The sequence below is a fragment of the Bacillus sp. 275 genome (assembly GCF_001999205.1).
In the GTDB taxonomy this organism is placed as follows: domain Bacteria; phylum Bacillota; class Bacilli; order Bacillales; family Bacillaceae; genus Bacillus; species Bacillus velezensis.
Genome location: NZ_CP019626.1, coordinates 2487854 through 2503463 on the forward strand (window position 1 = coordinate 2487854; position 15610 = coordinate 2503463).

Annotated in this window: 17 protein-coding genes and 1 pseudogene; 12 read left to right on the plus strand and 6 right to left on the minus strand. The window is 45.0% G+C overall.

The features are described 5' to 3' along the window. Positions 1–190: 190 nt before the first annotated feature. From BZ167_RS12075 to BZ167_RS12115, 9 genes are all read left to right on the plus strand, one after another. Positions 191–1516, plus strand: coding sequence for a UDP-glucose dehydrogenase family protein (locus tag BZ167_RS12075; protein ID WP_015418387.1), 1326 nt, complete (start codon positions 191–193; stop codon positions 1514–1516). A gap of 63 nt (positions 1517–1579) precedes the next feature. Next, the gene (locus BZ167_RS12080; protein WP_077392088.1) at positions 1580–2368 is read left to right on the plus strand and encodes a YwqG family protein; all 789 of its coding nucleotides are present in this window, start codon (positions 1580–1582) and stop codon (positions 2366–2368) included. A 279-nt stretch (positions 2369–2647) separates the two neighbouring features. Then, positions 2648–3082: a coiled-coil domain-containing protein gene (locus BZ167_RS12085; RefSeq protein ID WP_015418385.1), complete on the plus strand. Its 435-nt coding sequence runs from the start codon at positions 2648–2650 to the stop codon at positions 3080–3082. Then, on the plus strand, positions 3082–3342 hold the full coding sequence (locus BZ167_RS12090) for a YwqI/YxiC family protein (protein ID WP_007614257.1): 261 nt from the start codon (positions 3082–3084) through the stop codon (positions 3340–3342). The genes BZ167_RS12085 and BZ167_RS12090 overlap by 1 nt, the downstream gene beginning before the upstream one ends. Positions 3343–3361: 19 nt before the next feature. Beyond that, positions 3362–5506, plus strand: a complete 2145-nt coding sequence (locus tag BZ167_RS12095; protein WP_077392089.1) for a ribonuclease YeeF family protein — start codon at positions 3362–3364, stop codon at positions 5504–5506. Positions 5507–5515: 9 nt separating this feature from the next. Next, a complete protein-coding gene (locus tag BZ167_RS12100; protein WP_061860937.1) occupies positions 5516–5947 on the plus strand; it encodes an SMI1/KNR4 family protein in 432 nt (143 codons plus the stop codon). Positions 5948–6125: 178 nt separating this feature from the next. Then, positions 6126–6566, plus strand: coding sequence for an SMI1/KNR4 family protein (locus tag BZ167_RS12105; protein ID WP_061860936.1), 441 nt, complete (start codon positions 6126–6128; stop codon positions 6564–6566). 191 nt (positions 6567–6757) lie between these two features. After that, positions 6758–7258, plus strand: coding sequence for a hypothetical protein (locus tag BZ167_RS12110; RefSeq protein ID WP_061860935.1), 501 nt, complete (start codon positions 6758–6760; stop codon positions 7256–7258). A gap of 40 nt (positions 7259–7298) precedes the next feature. Beyond that, entirely contained in the window at positions 7299–8015 is a 717-nt protein-coding gene (locus tag BZ167_RS12115; protein WP_061860934.1) for an endonuclease V, read from the plus strand. A 157-nt stretch (positions 8016–8172) separates the two neighbouring features. Here BZ167_RS12115 and chrA read toward each other — a convergent pair whose 3' ends face one another. From chrA to BZ167_RS12130, 3 genes are read right to left on the minus strand one after another with little or no spacing between them, the layout of a single operon-like run. Then, positions 8173–8709, minus strand: coding sequence for a chromate resistance efflux protein ChrA (gene chrA / locus BZ167_RS12120; protein WP_015418373.1), 537 nt, complete (start codon positions 8707–8709; stop codon positions 8173–8175). Then, the gene (chrB, locus tag BZ167_RS12125) at positions 8706–9296 is read right to left on the minus strand and encodes a chromate efflux transporter subunit ChrB (RefSeq protein ID WP_060673922.1); all 591 of its coding nucleotides are present in this window, start codon (positions 9294–9296) and stop codon (positions 8706–8708) included. The genes chrA and chrB overlap by 4 nt, the downstream gene beginning before the upstream one ends. 13 nt (positions 9297–9309) lie before the next feature. Continuing rightward, on the minus strand, positions 9310–9786 hold the full coding sequence (locus BZ167_RS12130) for a chromate efflux transcriptional regulator ChrS (RefSeq protein ID WP_007407537.1): 477 nt from the start codon (positions 9784–9786) through the stop codon (positions 9310–9312). Positions 9787–9993: 207 nt separating this feature from the next. On the opposite strand from BZ167_RS12130, the gene ggt reads away from it, so the two are divergent. Next, positions 9994–11571: a gamma-glutamyltransferase gene (gene ggt / locus BZ167_RS12135; RefSeq protein ID WP_060673924.1), complete on the plus strand. Its 1578-nt coding sequence runs from the start codon at positions 9994–9996 to the stop codon at positions 11569–11571. A gap of 10 nt (positions 11572–11581) precedes the next feature. Here the strand turns inward: ggt and BZ167_RS20675 are convergent. The 3 genes and pseudogenes from BZ167_RS20675 to cotG all read right to left on the minus strand — a co-directional run. Next, a pseudogene (locus BZ167_RS20675) lies at positions 11582–11880 on the minus strand (hypothetical protein); the annotation flags it as partial. Between the two features lie 164 nt (positions 11881–12044). After that, positions 12045–12665, minus strand: coding sequence for a flavin reductase family protein (locus BZ167_RS12145; RefSeq protein ID WP_012118614.1), 621 nt, complete (start codon positions 12663–12665; stop codon positions 12045–12047). Positions 12666–12821: 156 nt separating this feature from the next. After that, on the minus strand, positions 12822–13355 hold the full coding sequence (gene cotG / locus BZ167_RS12150) for a CotG/ExsB N-terminal domain-containing protein (RefSeq protein WP_033574417.1): 534 nt from the start codon (positions 13353–13355) through the stop codon (positions 12822–12824). A gap of 140 nt (positions 13356–13495) precedes the next feature. Here cotG and BZ167_RS12155 point away from each other — a divergent pair, with 140 nt between their 5' ends. Together BZ167_RS12155 and BZ167_RS12160 are read left to right on the plus strand one after the other, a co-directional pair. Next, the gene (locus BZ167_RS12155; RefSeq protein ID WP_015240725.1) at positions 13496–14590 is read left to right on the plus strand and encodes a CotH kinase family protein; all 1095 of its coding nucleotides are present in this window, start codon (positions 13496–13498) and stop codon (positions 14588–14590) included. Between the two features lie 122 nt (positions 14591–14712). Next, positions 14713–15606 carry a hypothetical protein gene (locus tag BZ167_RS12160; protein WP_061860932.1) on the plus strand — a complete coding sequence of 298 codons (894 nt, stop codon included), beginning with the start codon at positions 14713–14715 and terminating at the stop codon, positions 15604–15606. Positions 15607–15610 lie beyond the last annotated feature (4 nt).

A 15610-nucleotide genomic window follows, 5' to 3' on the forward strand; every position in this document is an offset into this window, starting at 1 on the left:
CCATCCCGTTTAAATGAAGCGTAAGCGGCTGTTTTGCAAGATGATTCTTTTATGCTTATGCTATTATCAGCGGCCGGCGCCGTTTTTTCCTATCATGACCTCAGGCTTCCGGCATTCAGCCGGCGCCGGGATCATATGATAATAACGGTAAGCTGCCCAGCAGCAATTTCTAAACGGTTGGGGGAACACGATGAAAATAACAGTGATCGGAACAGGCTACGTCGGTCTTGTGACAGGAGTGTCTCTTTCAGAAATCGGCCATGACGTAACATGCATAGATATTGACGAACGTAAGGTTGAGCAGATGAGAAAGGGATTGTCCCCTATCTTTGAACCGGGCCTTGAAGATATGATGAAACGAAATATCGGCCGGCATCGGCTGGCATTCGAAACGAGCTACGAAAAAGGGCTTGCGGAAGCGGACGTTATTTTTATAGCGGTCGGAACGCCGCAAAAAGAAGACGGGCACGCAAACCTTACTTATATTGAAAATGTCGCCGAACGGATTGCCGAACATATCTGTAAAGATGCGATCGTCGTGACAAAAAGCACGGTTCCCGTGGGAACGAATGACAGGATCAGAGAAGTTATTCATTCACGGCTGAAAGCGGACGTGAACATTTCAATCGCCTCGAATCCGGAATTTCTCCGTGAAGGTTCGGCGATTCACGATACCTTTCACGGCGACCGCATCGTGATCGGGGCTGAAGACCGGCAGACGCGGGAAACGCTTGACCGGGTTTTCGCGCCGCTTGCGATTCCGGTATATCATACGGACATCAGAAGCGCTGAGATGATCAAATATGCGTCAAACGCATTTTTAGCGGCAAAAATCAGTTTTATTAATGAAATTTCTCATATATGTGAAAAAGTCGGTGCGGATGTGGAATCAGTCGCACACGGAATGGGATTGGATAAACGGATCGGCAATCAATTCTTAAGAGCCGGCATCGGTTACGGCGGTTCCTGTTTTCCGAAGGATACAAACGCCCTCGTGCAGATCGCGGGACATGTGGAGCATGATTTTGAATTGCTGAAGTCCGTCATTAAAGTCAACAATAACCAGCAGTCCATGCTGGTTGATAAAGTGCTGAACAGGCTCGGCGGTGTGACGGGGAAGACCATCGCGTTATTAGGGCTGTCTTTTAAGCCGAATACAGATGATATGCGGGATGCCCCGTCCATTGTCATTGCGGATCGTCTGGCGGCTCTTGACGCCCGGATGACAGCGTACGATCCGATCGCTTCATTCCGGGCTTCCGGACTGCTTCCGGCTGCGGTTTCCTATCGGGAGTCCATAGAAGAAGCCGTCAGGGGAGCGGATGCCGTCCTGATTCTGACAGATTGGGAACAAATTAAACACTTCCCGCTTGAAGCGTACAAAGAGCTGATGGAAACCCCGGTTATTTTCGACGGGAGAAACTGCCACTCGCTTGAGGAAGCGGAACAGGCGGGCGTGGAATATATCTCAATCGGAAGAAGAGCCGTCGTGCCTCAGACTGATTCTGTCACTTGAAAGGCCGGCGGACCGCGCCGGCCTTTTATCATACAATCATTAGAGACGAAGGGGATATTAATCGTGGAAAAAACATGGAAACTGCCGAAGCAAATGGAATCATCCCGCGATCTGCTGGAAACGTCAGCACGGCCTTTTATCAAACTGCACGTCAAAAAAGCTGAAACGGGACGGTATGACAGTAAAATTGCAGGAGACCCCTATTTTCCGAAACATGAACCATATCCTAAAGATGAAAGCGGCAGGCCGATGAAGCTTCTCGCTCAAATCAATTTTGCGGATATGCCCGGACTCCCTGATTTTCCGGACACCGGCATTCTTCAGTTTTACATATCGGTCAGTGATGACGTATACGGTCTGAATTTTGACGACGGGTGCGTGCAAACGGGTTTCTGCGTCAAATATTTTGAACATGTGACAGCAGAAGAAGCGGAGCTCATGGATGATTTTTCTTTCGTTCAGGTTGAAGAGGAGTACGATTTTCCGATTCAATCAGAAGCGCTGATCACCCCTGAGCTATCTGCTGAATGGGTGCTCCCGTCTGATTTTCAATTCAGGCAGTATGCCGGGATGGATGCCTTTGACTATTTCGAGCAGTTTGACGATGAGGTGTATGACGAATATACGGCGAACGCATTCGGCCATAAAATCGGCGGCTATGCGTCCTTCACCCAGGAAGATCCGCGGTCTTACTCCCATCAAAACCATACGATTCTGCTTTTGCAAATTGATTCAGATGATGACATTGATTCGATGTGGGGAGATGTGGGAATCGCCAATTTCTTTATCAGACCGGAAGATTTGAAGAGAAAAGATTTCTCAAACGTTTTGTACAACTGGGACTGCAGTTAACGACAGTATGATGATCATGATACAAGGCAAAGGAGACGGTTAATCACTGTCTCCTTTTTTTAGGGAATTTATCATGGATACATAGAGGAGATCGATGAATGGATATGCCGTTTGTGTGAGTCTTTTGGCGTTAATAATGAGCATCTCGGCTGTTGAAAATAAGCCATTTAACCTATTTAAGCTGCTTTCTGTCTATTTTAAAATATAATATATGGAAATATAGTATGGAAAAGTCTGTGCTTTTTGTACGACTTTTTGCGTAAGACGAGGTGAAAACAGATGAGCCATTCAAGCACATTAAGCCATATTAACAGCACGATCAGCCATAAACTGGGCGAGGTTGAACACCAAATTGATAAATTAAAAGAAGCGAAAAGAGAGATAGAATCTCTGCAGGAAGAGGGCGTATCTGAAATCAGGGACATCCTGAGGCCGCACCTGGACCATCATTGGACCGGCACTTTTGCTGAAGAATTTGATGACCGGCGCGATCAGGCCCATACAGAAGCATACAGAATCGTCACAGACAAATACGACGGTTATATTTACCGAATCGGCTTAAAGATGACACAGCTTGAAATTGAAAAAGGAGGGCTCCTTGCCGCCAGAAGCATCGCGAGAGAGGCAGAGCACCTGCTGACGCTGGGAGAAGAAGCCCTTGACACGGTCGGAGAAAAAATACAATCAATCAAAAAAAGCTGGAGTTGGTTTTAATGGCAGAAATAAAACTCAAATACGGAGCTGTCATGAAGCAGCTTGAATCCGTCAGCAGCGCTTTGGAGGCCGTTTCGATCGGGAACGCCGGTTCAAACGGAAAAAACAAGCTCGACTATACCTCCAAGTACCAATCCCGCGAGGCAAAGCTTGTATCGATGATCAGCGAATACAAGCAGGCCGTTCATAAGAATATCGCGGACGTTAAAGACAACGTAGATTCTTTGAAAGAACAGGACGAGGCGATCGCCGTAAAATAACGAAAGAAAGGACTTGCCGATGAGCAAAGTGTTTGAATCACAATCGTTAACGGACGAAGCAGATAAGAGAAAGAAACAATACGAAGCCCTTGAAGAGCAGCTGCGTGCGCTCAAACAAGCCTTTCAAGGCATGGCTGATCTGGGTGATGCTTTGAAAGGGAAAGGCGCAGACAATATAAAAGATTTTTTTCAGGGACAAGCGGAAATCGCCGACAGCTGGCTGACGCTTGTCTCTGCTCAAATTGCGTTTTTAAATGGCATTTCAGGTGACATTAAAGATCAAGAACTCAGCGATACATATGTGGAGACTTCATTTTTGGAGCATGAGCTGCCCAACGCGGATTTGAAAGCTTCAGAGATTGTCTCCGCTCATAAAGCAGAAATCGATTCAATTTTGTCAGGCATCAGCGATATTATTCATCTCGACACATATACGCTGGATGATTACGCTGATAAAATGGGCGATGCCCAAAAAACCAGACGCGACACGATCACGGCAGTCGATACGCTTGATGAATCCCTGACCGCTGAATATCAAAACTTAGAATCTCTGGACAACGCAGTGCTCAGCAAATATTCCGTTCTCATGCAGGCCACCAGCAACGGGAAAAGCGCATCCCCTATGTACTATGACAAAAAAGCCTTCCACAGCAATGAAATCTACAAAAGCGTCACGGCGACAGAAAAACAGGGAACGGACTATATTGACGCAAAAGCCCAGCAGGCCGAAGCAAGACGGCTTCAGGAAAAGGCTGAAGAAGAAGCCAATAAACCATGGTACGAAAAAACATGGGACGGAATCTGCAACTTTACCGGCGAAGTCACCGGCTATTATGATTATAAAAGAGCAGCCGAAGGCGTTGATCCGGTGACCGGAGAAAAGCTCTCCACCGCAGAACGCGTCACAGCAGGAGCGATGGCCGCCGCCGGATTCATACCGGTCGTCGGCTGGGCGGGCCGCGCTTTCAAAGGCGGAAAAGCCATTTACAAAACCGGAAAAACCGTCATTGCCGCAGAACATGCTTTAGATGCCTATAAAACCGGAAAATCCTTAGACATTCTCAAAATGACAGAAATGGGCGCATACGGCCTTGTCGCCTCAAACGGATTCTCAGAAGCCGTCACAGGCAGAGATATGTTCGGAAACAAAGTGTCCGAGGAGAAGCGGAAGCAAGGGGCACTGGAAGCTGCGCTGAGTTTGGTTGGAGCGGGCAGTCTGGCCAAATCGGTTGATCATAGTGTATCAATGTATCGAAATATGGATAAAGGTTCGACAGTTAAAGTGAAACTATCAGATATACGACATGTCGTGAATCCGACCCATGTGAAAAAAGTAGCTCATCAAACCTATCAATCAGTTAAAAAACGATCTTTATCGGTGATAGAATCAGCTGGTGAAACCGTACGTTTTGCGAAACAGCTGATGGGAACATTCCGAAATCCAGCATACGCATATGCTAAAAGCAGCCACTATACCGAGAATTTGATTAATAAAGAAGCTGTCAAGAAAGTCGCACAGTATCCAGTTAATTACCTAAAACAAGTTGCTAAAGACCATATTCACTATATTACACAAACAGGGAAGGTATTCTATGATGCCTCGTCGAAAGTGTTTCGCACAAGCGATGGAAAATTTGCGAAAAAACCGAAAGCAGATCATGTAGAAGAGCCTAAGGTGCTGAAAGTTGAGAGGCAAAAAACAGACGTTCATAGTGAAGGCACTAAAGCTACTGGTGAACTAAATAAAGACTTAGCGAAAGCATATCTCAGAGATATAGAAGCCAAAACTGGACGAAAGGTTTGTAAAGAGCAGATCGACCATATAAAAGAAGCTTTAAGAAATAATAACTATGAGAAATTAACACCAAAAGAAACAGCTAAGCATAGGAGCAAATTCACATCAAGTTTGAAAGATAGATTGATTGCAGAATGGGAAGAAAAAACCAATCAAAAGTGGCCTAGATATACAGAAGAGGTTTTTGATAAGCATGGAGAAGTTGCCCGAAGTATTGGTCAACCGTACGATGCCCATCATATCATAGAGAACAACTTTGGTGGCCCTCACGAATGGTGGAATATTCATCCGGCAAAATATCCGGATGAACACCAAGCGGGTATACATGGAAAGGGAGCACCATCAGGAAAACTTTTCCCAAGGAGGTAAAAATAGTTCATGGCTGAATTTGAATTTATAAATCATTTAGAAAATAAAACATATAAGGTACCTGAAGAGGATATATTAAAAGCTGAACAAAGAATGAAAGTAGATATTCCAAATGATTTAAAACAATTATACTTAGAAGTCGGTTATGGTTTTATTAAAGGTGAAAGTGATAATGCAATTAATAGGATATTGGGGCCAGGGGCAGTAGCCGACATTAGACTAAGAGAAGGAATTTTTGAGTTTGACCCAGATTTAGATGAACTTTATGATGATGAAAATAAACTTATTTTTTTTGAAGTAAACGAGGGTGTTTATATTTCTATAGATTTACAATTAGAAAACAATCCAATATTTTATTTTGACACTCAAATAGCTGAATCGTTAGAGGATTTTTTAAAAAAGTTCCTCAATGATAACGAATATTATATTGATTTAATATAGGATTAGACTTAAAAATGGGATAGTTAGAAGAATTAATTGACCTTGATTGGCTAGTGAAGCCTTTCAAGGTTTTTTACAAATGAATTGTTATTTTCTGTTTAAAATGACTTAAATGTCTGTTGGGCTATGAACCCCGTCACAGGAGAAAAACTCTCCCACTCAAAGGAGGTAAATAATTGTGAAATATGATTTTATTAAAAATTACAAAGAAAATACATTTTATCCAGTAAGCGAGAATGAAATTTTAGAAGTAGAAAATAAGTTAGGATTAAGGTTACCTTATGATTTGAGACAGTTTCTTCTTGAGGTTGGATACGGCTTTCTGAAAAAATCAGAATATAATATTAATCGCATTCTTGGACCTGCTTCAATTAGAGATGCAAGATTAAAAGTTAATGACTTTGAGTTTTATCCAGATATAGAAGTTTATGAGGAACTTGAAGAAGATAAATTAATTTTTTTTGAAGCAAATGAAAGTGCTTTATTGTTAATTGCATTAGGCAATGAACAAAACAATTCAATATATTACGATGATATAAAAATTGCAGATTCATTAGAAGAGTTTTTAATAGAACTTATGAAAAATGATAAATATTATCTTGATTTAATTGAGGATTAGACTTATAAGAGGGAATGGTTAGAAAAATTAATTAAACTTGATGGCTGCTGAAGCCTTTCAAGGTTTTTTCATAGGTGAATTGTTGTTTTCTGTTTTGTAAATTCTGAATAATTTATTTGGCTTTAGGCTGCGTTCCGGTTACCGGAGAGTTGGTAACCCTACGGTTGTACTTAGGAAAGGTGTATAAAGTAATGAAATACGGACATTATCATAATCAGGTAAAAGAAGTTATTGATTTTTCCAAAACCTTTAAAGCAGTTGCATCACATGATATCTCTTATTTTACTAAAATTATTAATGATGAAGAAAAAGCTAAGTACTATGCTTACGAAGATGTAATTGGTGAAGATGAATATGCATGGAAAGATATAAAAGAAAACGAGATGAGTGAGGTATGGGGAAAATTTTATGAATTAAACGATGATCAAAAACCACAAAACCTAGACATGCTTCTGAAAATTTTTTCGGAAAATGTCAGAAGTACTACGACTGAATTTAATACTTTTCTTGAAGAGATCGTAGCAGATCTAAATAATTGTGCAATAAATAGAGCAGTAAACGGGAAAACAGACAATTTTTTTGAAAAACTTTTCAAAATTTATAAAGCGGGCTATTTTCCATGTGGCTGGGATGGAGATTATCCTTATGGAAGTTTTATTGCGTTGTATATCGAAATGAAGAATTTGAACTGAAAAGACGATTTTAGAAATGAAAATGAGGAAAACCAATTAAATGAAAATACATCAAATTCACGAATTTGATCTAAATGATGAATCGGATTTTATTCAAACACAACAATCCCTAATACATAGAATCAACCTATCCCCCGTCATCCATCCAGACTCCGTCAACACCTGCGCAGGCGTCGACCTCGCTTATTGGGATCAGGACGGGGAACCGTACGGCGTATGCAGTATCATCGTGATTGACGCTGATACAAAAGAAGTGATTGAAAAAGTGCACAGCATGGGGAAAATCAGCGTGCCGTATGTTTCCGGTTTTCTTGCGTTTCGCGAGCTGCCGCTGATCATCGAAGCGGCCGAAAAGCTGGAGGCGGAGCCGGATGTGTTTTTGTTTGATGGCAACGGGTATCTGCATTACAATCATATGGGCGTTGCCACCCATGCGGCTTTTTTTCTGGGTAAGCCGACGATTGGGATTGCGAAAACCTATCTCAAAATCAAAGGCTGCGATTTTGAGATGCCCGAAAATGAAGTCGGCGCCTACACCGATATTCTCATTGACGGCGAGGTATATGGCCGGGCGCTTCGGACACGGCGGGACGTGAAGCCTATCTTCTTGTCTTGCGGACATAACATTGATTTAGAAAGCAGCTATCAGATCACAATGAAAATGATCAATCGAGACAGCAGGCTGCCGATCCCTGTCCGTCTGGCTGACCTTGAAACGCATGTTTTGCGAACGTTTTATCGGAAAAATCACGTGTAACACTTGCAGTCCGGGAGGCTGCAAATGTTTTTTATTGATCAGGCCATCTGGGGGGATGACAGGCACCACATGTAAGAAGCATAGACGAAGAAACAGTTATCTATATCGAACAACATATCGGGACTGAAACAAAAAGCACCTGTCCAGGTGCTTTTTTCTATAAATGAGGAACCACAAGACCTCCATACAAAAACGCCGCGATAATCAGGAAGGCCGGATGCATCTTGAATTTTGTCAAGGCAAGGAGGGAAATCCCCGCAATCACTATCGCTTGAACCCAGCCGATCGCTTTGATGCCGTCTGCGCCGATTTGCCAGGTAAGAATGAGCATCATGACGGCGATGACAGGCTGGACGGACAGCGTCATGCCTTTGATGACGGGGGATTGGCGGAAGCGCTGAATGATGCGCAAGAGGACGATCAATGCGAGCGCCGACGGTACGACGGTGGCGATCAGCGCAATCAGGAACCCGGGCCACCCGCCTGCGCTGTAGCCGACATACGCCGCGATTTTGGTTGCGATCGGGCCCGGCAATGCGTTCGCAAGCGCGAGCATATTTGAGAATTGATCGTTTGAGAGCCAGCTGTATCTGTTGACGACTTCTTCAAACATCAGCGGGATCGACGCCGGTCCGCCTCCATATCCGAGTACGTTTGCGACAAAAAACGCCATAAATACATAAATCATGATCATGAGGCCGACATTCCTTTATCTTTTGAACGTTTATTTGTGATTTTGTCTTTCAATTTAAAATGAAACGCGCCGTACGCTAAGAAAATGATAATGACAAAGCCGGGATTGATCTGCAGCGTTTGCAGGCCGATAAAAGCGATGATAAAAAATAGGATGCCCGTGACCCAGCCGAAACCTTTAAGCGCTTTTTGGCCAAACTCGTACGCCATAATGCCGAGCATGACGGCGATTACCGGCGTGACGGTGCCAATCATACCGGCAACAATTGCTGAGTGGCTTAAGACATTGACAGCCGCAAACAAGCCTACCATAGCAAGACATGTAGGCAGAATATGGGCAAGGGTTGCCACGATTGCGCCTAACGTGCCTTTCAGCTTAAAGCCCAGATACGCAGCCATTTTTGTGGCAATCGGTCCGGGAAGCGCATTAGCGATTGCTAATATTTCTCCGAATTCATCATCATCTATCCATTTGTATTTATTGACGGCTTCATGGCGGATGAGCGGGATCACCGACGGGCCGCCCCCGAATCCGAAAATGCCCGTTCGGACCATCGCCGCCGTAATGTCCCAATAGGGATGTTTCATGGCTATGTCCTCCTTATAGCTTCATGCCCGTTCTGCTTTTATACCGTTTAATCAGCATTTGGCAGTCGACGCTGACGACGCCTTTTTGCGTATAGAGCCGTTTTGTCAAAAACTCTTCCATCTCCTGATCATTTGCGAAAATGCCGTGCATATGCAGCTTGCTCGGTCCGGTCATATGATAAAGGCTTGTCACGGCCGGTTCCTTTTCAAGCTTTAATGCGGTTTCCTCCAAATACTGCGGCTCCACCTCCACATTAAAAAACACGGACACATGGCGGCCGATTTTCGCCGGGTTGATGACAGCGGTGAATTTTTCAATCACACCGGCATCCAGTAAATGCTGAATGCGGTGCTGAACCGCCACTCGCGACAGGTTAACCCGTTTTCCTACGTCTGTATAGGAAATCCTCCCTTCCTCGTGCAAAATCGAAAGAATCTGTTTATCCGTTTCATCAAGGACAAGATTCGGAATGCTGTATTCATGTTCCAACCCGCTTCACCTTCCTTCATTTGGTAGACATTATTGTATCATGAAACGTTACGGTATGAAGGTATAAATTTTTTATTGTTTTCGATACGTAATGATTTAGAATTATTTCTTATCGAAAAGTAAATAGTGTGTGAGATTTTCTTTCAGGAATGTGGATGGCCGCGAAGCCGCTTTTTATAATTGAGAAAATTTGTAAAGGGGCTTGCCATGAATACTTCAACCATCGGAACGAAACAAATGGTCGTCAGTCCGCATTATCTCGCTTCTCAGGCGGGGGCCGGCATTCTGGAAAAGGGCGGAAACGCGTTTGACGCGGCAGTGGCGGTCAGCGCCTGTCTGGCAGTCGTGTATCCGCATATGACGGGTCTTGGCGGGGATTCATTTTGGCTCACTTACCATAAAGAAACGGGACGAATCAAAGCTTATAACGGGAGCGGCCGTTCAGGGAAGCATGTGACGAGAGACTTGTATCGGGGCAGAGAAGCGATCCCTCTGCGCGGGACAGAAAGCGCCATTACCGTTCCGGGAATGGCGGACAGCTGGGATGCCGTGCTTTCGGCGTACGGGCGTCTTTCGCTCGCTGAGGTGCTGAAGCCAGCTCTTGATTATGCGGCAAACGGATTTCCGGTGTCCGCCGACCAGTGCGCCCACACAGAACGCAATCTCGCTCTTTTAGCCTCGACGCCTTACACCTCGGCCATTTTTACGAGAAACAAAAAAGCGCCCATGCCCGGTGAACGGTTTGTCCAAAAGGATCTGGCGGCCAGCTTGGAGCAGCTTGCCGAGAAAGGCAGAAGCGCTTTTTATGAAGGAGACCTCGCTCAACGCATCACATCCTTTCTGCAAAACAACGGCAGCCGTCTGACACTTGATGACTTTAAAGCCCACCGCGGCGAGTGGACGAACCCGGTATCCTCCGATTACCGCGGGTGCAAAATCTATCAGGCTCCGCCGAATTCACAGGGTTTTACAGGCTTAATGACGCTCAATATATTGGAAAACTATGATTTTTCTCAGATCGAACACGGTTCCTTTGACTATTATCATCTGCTGATCGAGGCGCTGAAGAAGAGTTTTCAGCACCGGAATGAAGTGCTGACTGATCCGGCATTTTCTCATATTCCGCTGGATCGGCTGCTTGATAAACGGTATGCAAAGCAGCTTGCGGAAGAAATCGGTAACGTGGCTGCGCCGGCGGTAAGCCGGCCGGTCGGAAGCGACACAGCTTATGCCGCCGTCGCCGATGCGGAAGGAAATGCCGTTTCCTTTATTCAGAGCCTCTATTTCGAGTTCGGATCTGCCGTTACAGCGGGGGAGACGGGTATTCTGCTGCAAAACCGCGGGTCATTTTTTTCGCTGGACGAATCCCATGTCAATACACTTGAACCCGGCAAGCGGACGTTCCACACTCTCATGCCGGCGATGGCCTGTAAAGAAGGAAAGCCGCACATCCTGTACGGAACCCAGGGAGGAGAAGGCCAGCCGCAAACTCAGACAGCGATGATTACGCGCATCATTGATTACAAAATGGACCCCCAGCAGGCGATCAATGAGCCGCGCTGGGTCTGGGGACGGACATGGGGAGAGGAGTATGAAGGGCTGAGGGTTGAAAGCAGAATCAGCTCTGAAACGAGAGAAGCCCTAAGGCAGAGCGGCCACCGCGTCGAGACCGTTGGTGATTTTGACGGGCTTATGGGCCATGCGGCAGCGATCGTCATTGATGAAGAAGGCTTTCTCCAAGGCGGGGCCGACCCGCGCGGCGACGGAGCGGCCGCAGGAGTATAGAGCTACGCTGACTGATGAAAAAAATAAGCACGCCAAGCGCGGCAGAAAGACCCGCGTAAAACGAATCGTACACATATTGCTTTTCCTCCCGCCGGTGCCGCCATTCCATTAAGCCGCTGCAGAAAAATAGCATGAAAACAACTCCCGCAAATACGTACATTTCATTGAAAAAAGTCACCGCTGCGATGCCCGTAATAAGCAGTGTGATTTCGATTAATCGATATTGAGAACTTTGACGGAAAATACTTGAAACATAAGGCTGAGCAAAATAAATACGGCTGAAAAAATCAGTAACTGAATGAAATCCATCGTCTGCCTCCTAAAAATGTGTCACTCGTTTCATACGGGTGAGGACCTTGTAAGTTTCGGCATTCTATAAGACATTAGGCTGAGTTACATGGTAAAAGACTCAAAAAGACCCCTTTTGAATGGGGTCTTTTTGACTAGTTTCTTCTATTATAATGGTTCCTGCTTCAGGTCGGGCGGACAAGTGTATATGTCTTCCCGAGTCTGGCGTATTCATTCCCCGCGAGCCTTGCCGCAGGCTTCAGCTCATCTGTCCGTATGTAGCCTTTATCGGCGTCATATACTTGGTCATTCAAATGAAAACAAACGACTCTGCCGATGATGAGGTCTGTCGTCGTTTCTCCGCTGTCATTTTGGAACGGAAGATGGCGTTCGAGTATACATTCAAACCTGACTTTTGCTTCTTTTATACCGGGAACGCTGATGCAAGCGCTGTCTGTCACAGAAAGGTCTGTCATGCCAAGTTCACTGACATCAGGATCAAGCCTTGCCGCCGTTTTGTTAATGTCTTCAATAATGGACTCATCACTGACGTGCACCACGAATTCCCGATGAGCGAGTGCGTTTCTCGCGGTGTCTTTCTGCCGACCGTCCGCGCGGCTGACTGAGATGGCCAGAAGCGGCGGTTCTGCGGAGACAACGTTATAGAAACTGAAGGGCGCCGCGTTTACGGCGCCGTTGATGGATGACCGCGTCGTGACAAATGCGATCGGCCGGGGAACGACTGTGCCCGAAAGCAATTTGTAAGTGTCTTTTGCGTTCAGTTCGTCTGCTCGTAAGATATGCATGATTTCGGCCGCCTTTCTTTATCGTATGACCTGATTATACAGAAAGAAAATTCGGAAACACAACAAAAGAAAACCGGCTGCATATCTTATCACGTGGCATATATCTGATTGAGGAAAAAGGCTTCCGTTTAGCCGGCAGCCTATTTACGAATGGTGTTACTTGTAGTTTTTCTTTACAACCCAGATGTTCCCGTCTTTCCAGTACTCTGTTTTGCTGCAGTAATCGTCTTTTTTGCAAGGGTCTTTTTTATGAGGACGATAAGGTTTTTTCTGCGTGCGTTTTTTCTTGCGGCGGCATGATTTTTTGTGGCTGCGTGATTTTTTGTGAGACCGGCATGATTTTTTACGGCTGCGAGATTTTTTGTGAGAGCGGGATTTTTTATGGCTGCGAGATTTTTTGTGAGAACGGGACTTTTTATGGCTGCGAGATTTTTTGTGAGAACGGGATTTTTTATGGCTGCGAGATCTTTTGTGAGAGCGGCACGATTTTTTATGACTGCGAGATTTTTTGTGAGAGCGGCACGATTTTTTATGACTGCGAGATTTTTTGTGAGAGCGGCATGATTTTTTACGGCTGCGAGATTTTCTCTTCTTACTGCTTTTTGGTTCTTGGTACAAATAATCTTCCAATCCCTCGGTGCTTGCGGATTTTACTGCTTCTTCGATATCAGAATGGGAATAGTGGCCCATTTTGAAACCTCCTCATGATATATGTTTTAAGGATGCGATCCTTACTACCACATAGTACGCATGAATGAAAAAAGTGTATGTGTGATTCGCTGAGTTTTATATAAAAAGCACAGCCTAAATTAATACAGGGAGGTTTACTGATGAAAGACCAATCAACATTGCCTCTATACCAGCTGTTTATTCACCCGAAAGACTTAATGGAGCTGAAAAAAGACATTTGGGATGATGATCCGGTGCCCGCGGTGCTGAGAGTGAATCAAAAACGGCTTGACATTGATCTGGCGTACCGCGGCTCGCATATAAGAGATTTCAAGAAAAAATCGTATCACATCGCTTTTTATTCGCCGAAAACATTTCGCAGGGCGAAAGAGATACATTTAAACGCTGAATACAAAGATCCGTCGATGATGCGGAATAAGCTGTCTCTCGATTTCTTCGCGGAGCTTGGGACGCTGTCACCAAAGGCGAATTTCGTAACCCTGCAAATCAATGGCAGACATGAGGGGGTGTATCTTGAGCTGGAGTCAGTGGATGAATATTTTCTGGCGAAACGGAATTTGGCGGACGGGGCTGTTTTTTACGCGGTTGATGACGACGCCAATTTCTCCCTCGTCAGTGATCTGGAGCGGGATACGAAAACATCGCTCGAACTTGGTTATGAAAAGAAAACGGGAACGAAAGAAGACGATTTATACTTGCAGGACATGATCTATAAAATTAATACCGTTCCGAAGTCAGAGTTCAAGGGGGAGATCGTCAAACACTTGGACGCCGATAAGTATTTGCGGTGGCTTGCGGGCATCGTGTTTACCTCAAACTACGATGGATTTGTTCATAATTACGCTTTGTACCGGAATCATGAAACGGGACTTTTTGAAGTCATTCCGTGGGATTACGATGCGACGTGGGGAAGAGACATTCACGGTGATCGGATGGAGGCCGATTATGTCAGAATACAAGGGTTTAATACCTTGACTGCAAGGCTTCTGGATGAACCGTATTTCCGCAAAGCGTACAAACGGCTTTTGGAAGAAACACTTCAGACCCGGTTTACCATTGAACATATGAAGCCGAAGGTCATGTCACTGTATGAGCAGATCAGGCCGCATGTCGCGAAGGATCCATATAAGAAAGAAGAGATTGATTGCTTTGACCGGGAGCCTGAAGTGATTTGCGAATACATTAAGGAGCGGTCAGCCTTCATCAGCAGTGAGTTAGAGCGGTGGAATATCTGATTTGGAAATGAAGAAAGATTTTTTACAAATAGGCTGGTGAATCAGTTCCCGAAAATAATCGTGATACGTATATATGCATTATGCTTTTTACATTATGAGAAAAATGACTAGGAGGACAATAGATGAAACGCAATACGAAGCGGCAGCGGTCTGATGACAACTTTTTGCATGCGATGGAAGGAAAAGTAATTACTGTCTACCGGGGAGGCCCGGAGTCCAAGACAGGGAGATTAGCAGACATTCAATCGGATTATATCGCTCTTCAGGTTGATAATAAAATCGTTTATTATCAATGGAAACACGTGAAAAGTGTGACGGAAAATACGAGTGAAACCGTATCGCCGGCCGAAGCGGCAGAATGTGAAAAAGCTGATGATTTTCAAGATCTGATCAGCCGGATGACCAATCGCACGGTGCAATTGAATCAGGGAGGTCCGGAATCGAAAAGAGGAAAGCTTCACGAAACAGGCGATGATTTTCTCGTGCTGGAAACGGAAGATGACGGAATCGTATATTTTAACGCCGATCATGTCAAAAGCATCAGCGCGGAACAAGAAGAGGACGGCAAAGAGGAGGAGCGCCCGGAATTTGAAATGGCTGATGATTTTCACGGCATATTTAAACGCCTGATCCACAAATGGGTATCCATCAACCGCGGAGGTCCTGAAGCCGTTGAAGGTATACTTGTGGATAATTCCGACGGCCACTACACTCTTGTGAAAGATAAAGAAGTGCTGCGGATCTATCCTTTTCATATCAAGAGCATCAGCGAAGGGGCAAAAGGAGCAGCTAAAAAAGAGGAGAATAAAGACGACGAGAATAAAGGTGAGAAAGAGAGCGCCGAAGAAGAAAAGCCGCATGAGGAAGAATCACGCGAAGAGCAGCGTACTTCCTCTAAAAAGTCGAAAAGATCGTCAAGATCGGTTCGATCTTCAAAAAGGGAGGAAGAGAACTCTTATAGCTACGCCACTGTATTAAGGACAATAGATTATCGGTGGAAACACGGCCGTAAATGATTGG

Coding starts and splice junctions, on each gene's coding strand:
- BZ167_RS12075 (WP_015418387.1), top strand. CDS start 191: ATGAAAATAACAGTGATCGGAACAGGCTACGTCGGTCTTGTGACAGGA.
- BZ167_RS12085 (WP_015418385.1), top strand. CDS start 2,648: ATGAGCCATTCAAGCACATTAAGCCATATTAACAGCACGATCAGCCAT.
- BZ167_RS12090 (WP_007614257.1), top strand. CDS start 3,082: ATGGCAGAAATAAAACTCAAATACGGAGCTGTCATGAAGCAGCTTGAA.
- BZ167_RS12095 (WP_077392089.1), top strand. CDS start 3,362: ATGAGCAAAGTGTTTGAATCACAATCGTTAACGGACGAAGCAGATAAG.
- BZ167_RS12100 (WP_061860937.1), top strand. CDS start 5,516: ATGGCTGAATTTGAATTTATAAATCATTTAGAAAATAAAACATATAAG.
- BZ167_RS12110 (WP_061860935.1), top strand. CDS start 6,758: ATGAAATACGGACATTATCATAATCAGGTAAAAGAAGTTATTGATTTT.
- BZ167_RS12115 (WP_061860934.1), top strand. CDS start 7,299: ATGAAAATACATCAAATTCACGAATTTGATCTAAATGATGAATCGGAT.
- chrA (WP_015418373.1), bottom strand. CDS start 8,709: ATGATCATGATTTATGTATTTATGGCGTTTTTTGTCGCAAACGTACTC.
- chrB (WP_060673922.1), bottom strand. CDS start 9,296: ATGAAACATCCCTATTGGGACATTACGGCGGCGATGGTCCGAACGGGC.
- ggt (WP_060673924.1), top strand. CDS start 9,994: ATGAATACTTCAACCATCGGAACGAAACAAATGGTCGTCAGTCCGCAT.
- BZ167_RS12145 (WP_012118614.1), bottom strand. CDS start 12,665: ATGCATATCTTACGAGCAGACGAACTGAACGCAAAAGACACTTACAAA.
- cotG (WP_033574417.1), bottom strand. CDS start 13,355: ATGGGCCACTATTCCCATTCTGATATCGAAGAAGCAGTAAAATCCGCA.
- BZ167_RS12155 (WP_015240725.1), top strand. CDS start 13,496: ATGAAAGACCAATCAACATTGCCTCTATACCAGCTGTTTATTCACCCG.
- BZ167_RS12160 (WP_061860932.1), top strand. CDS start 14,713: ATGAAACGCAATACGAAGCGGCAGCGGTCTGATGACAACTTTTTGCAT.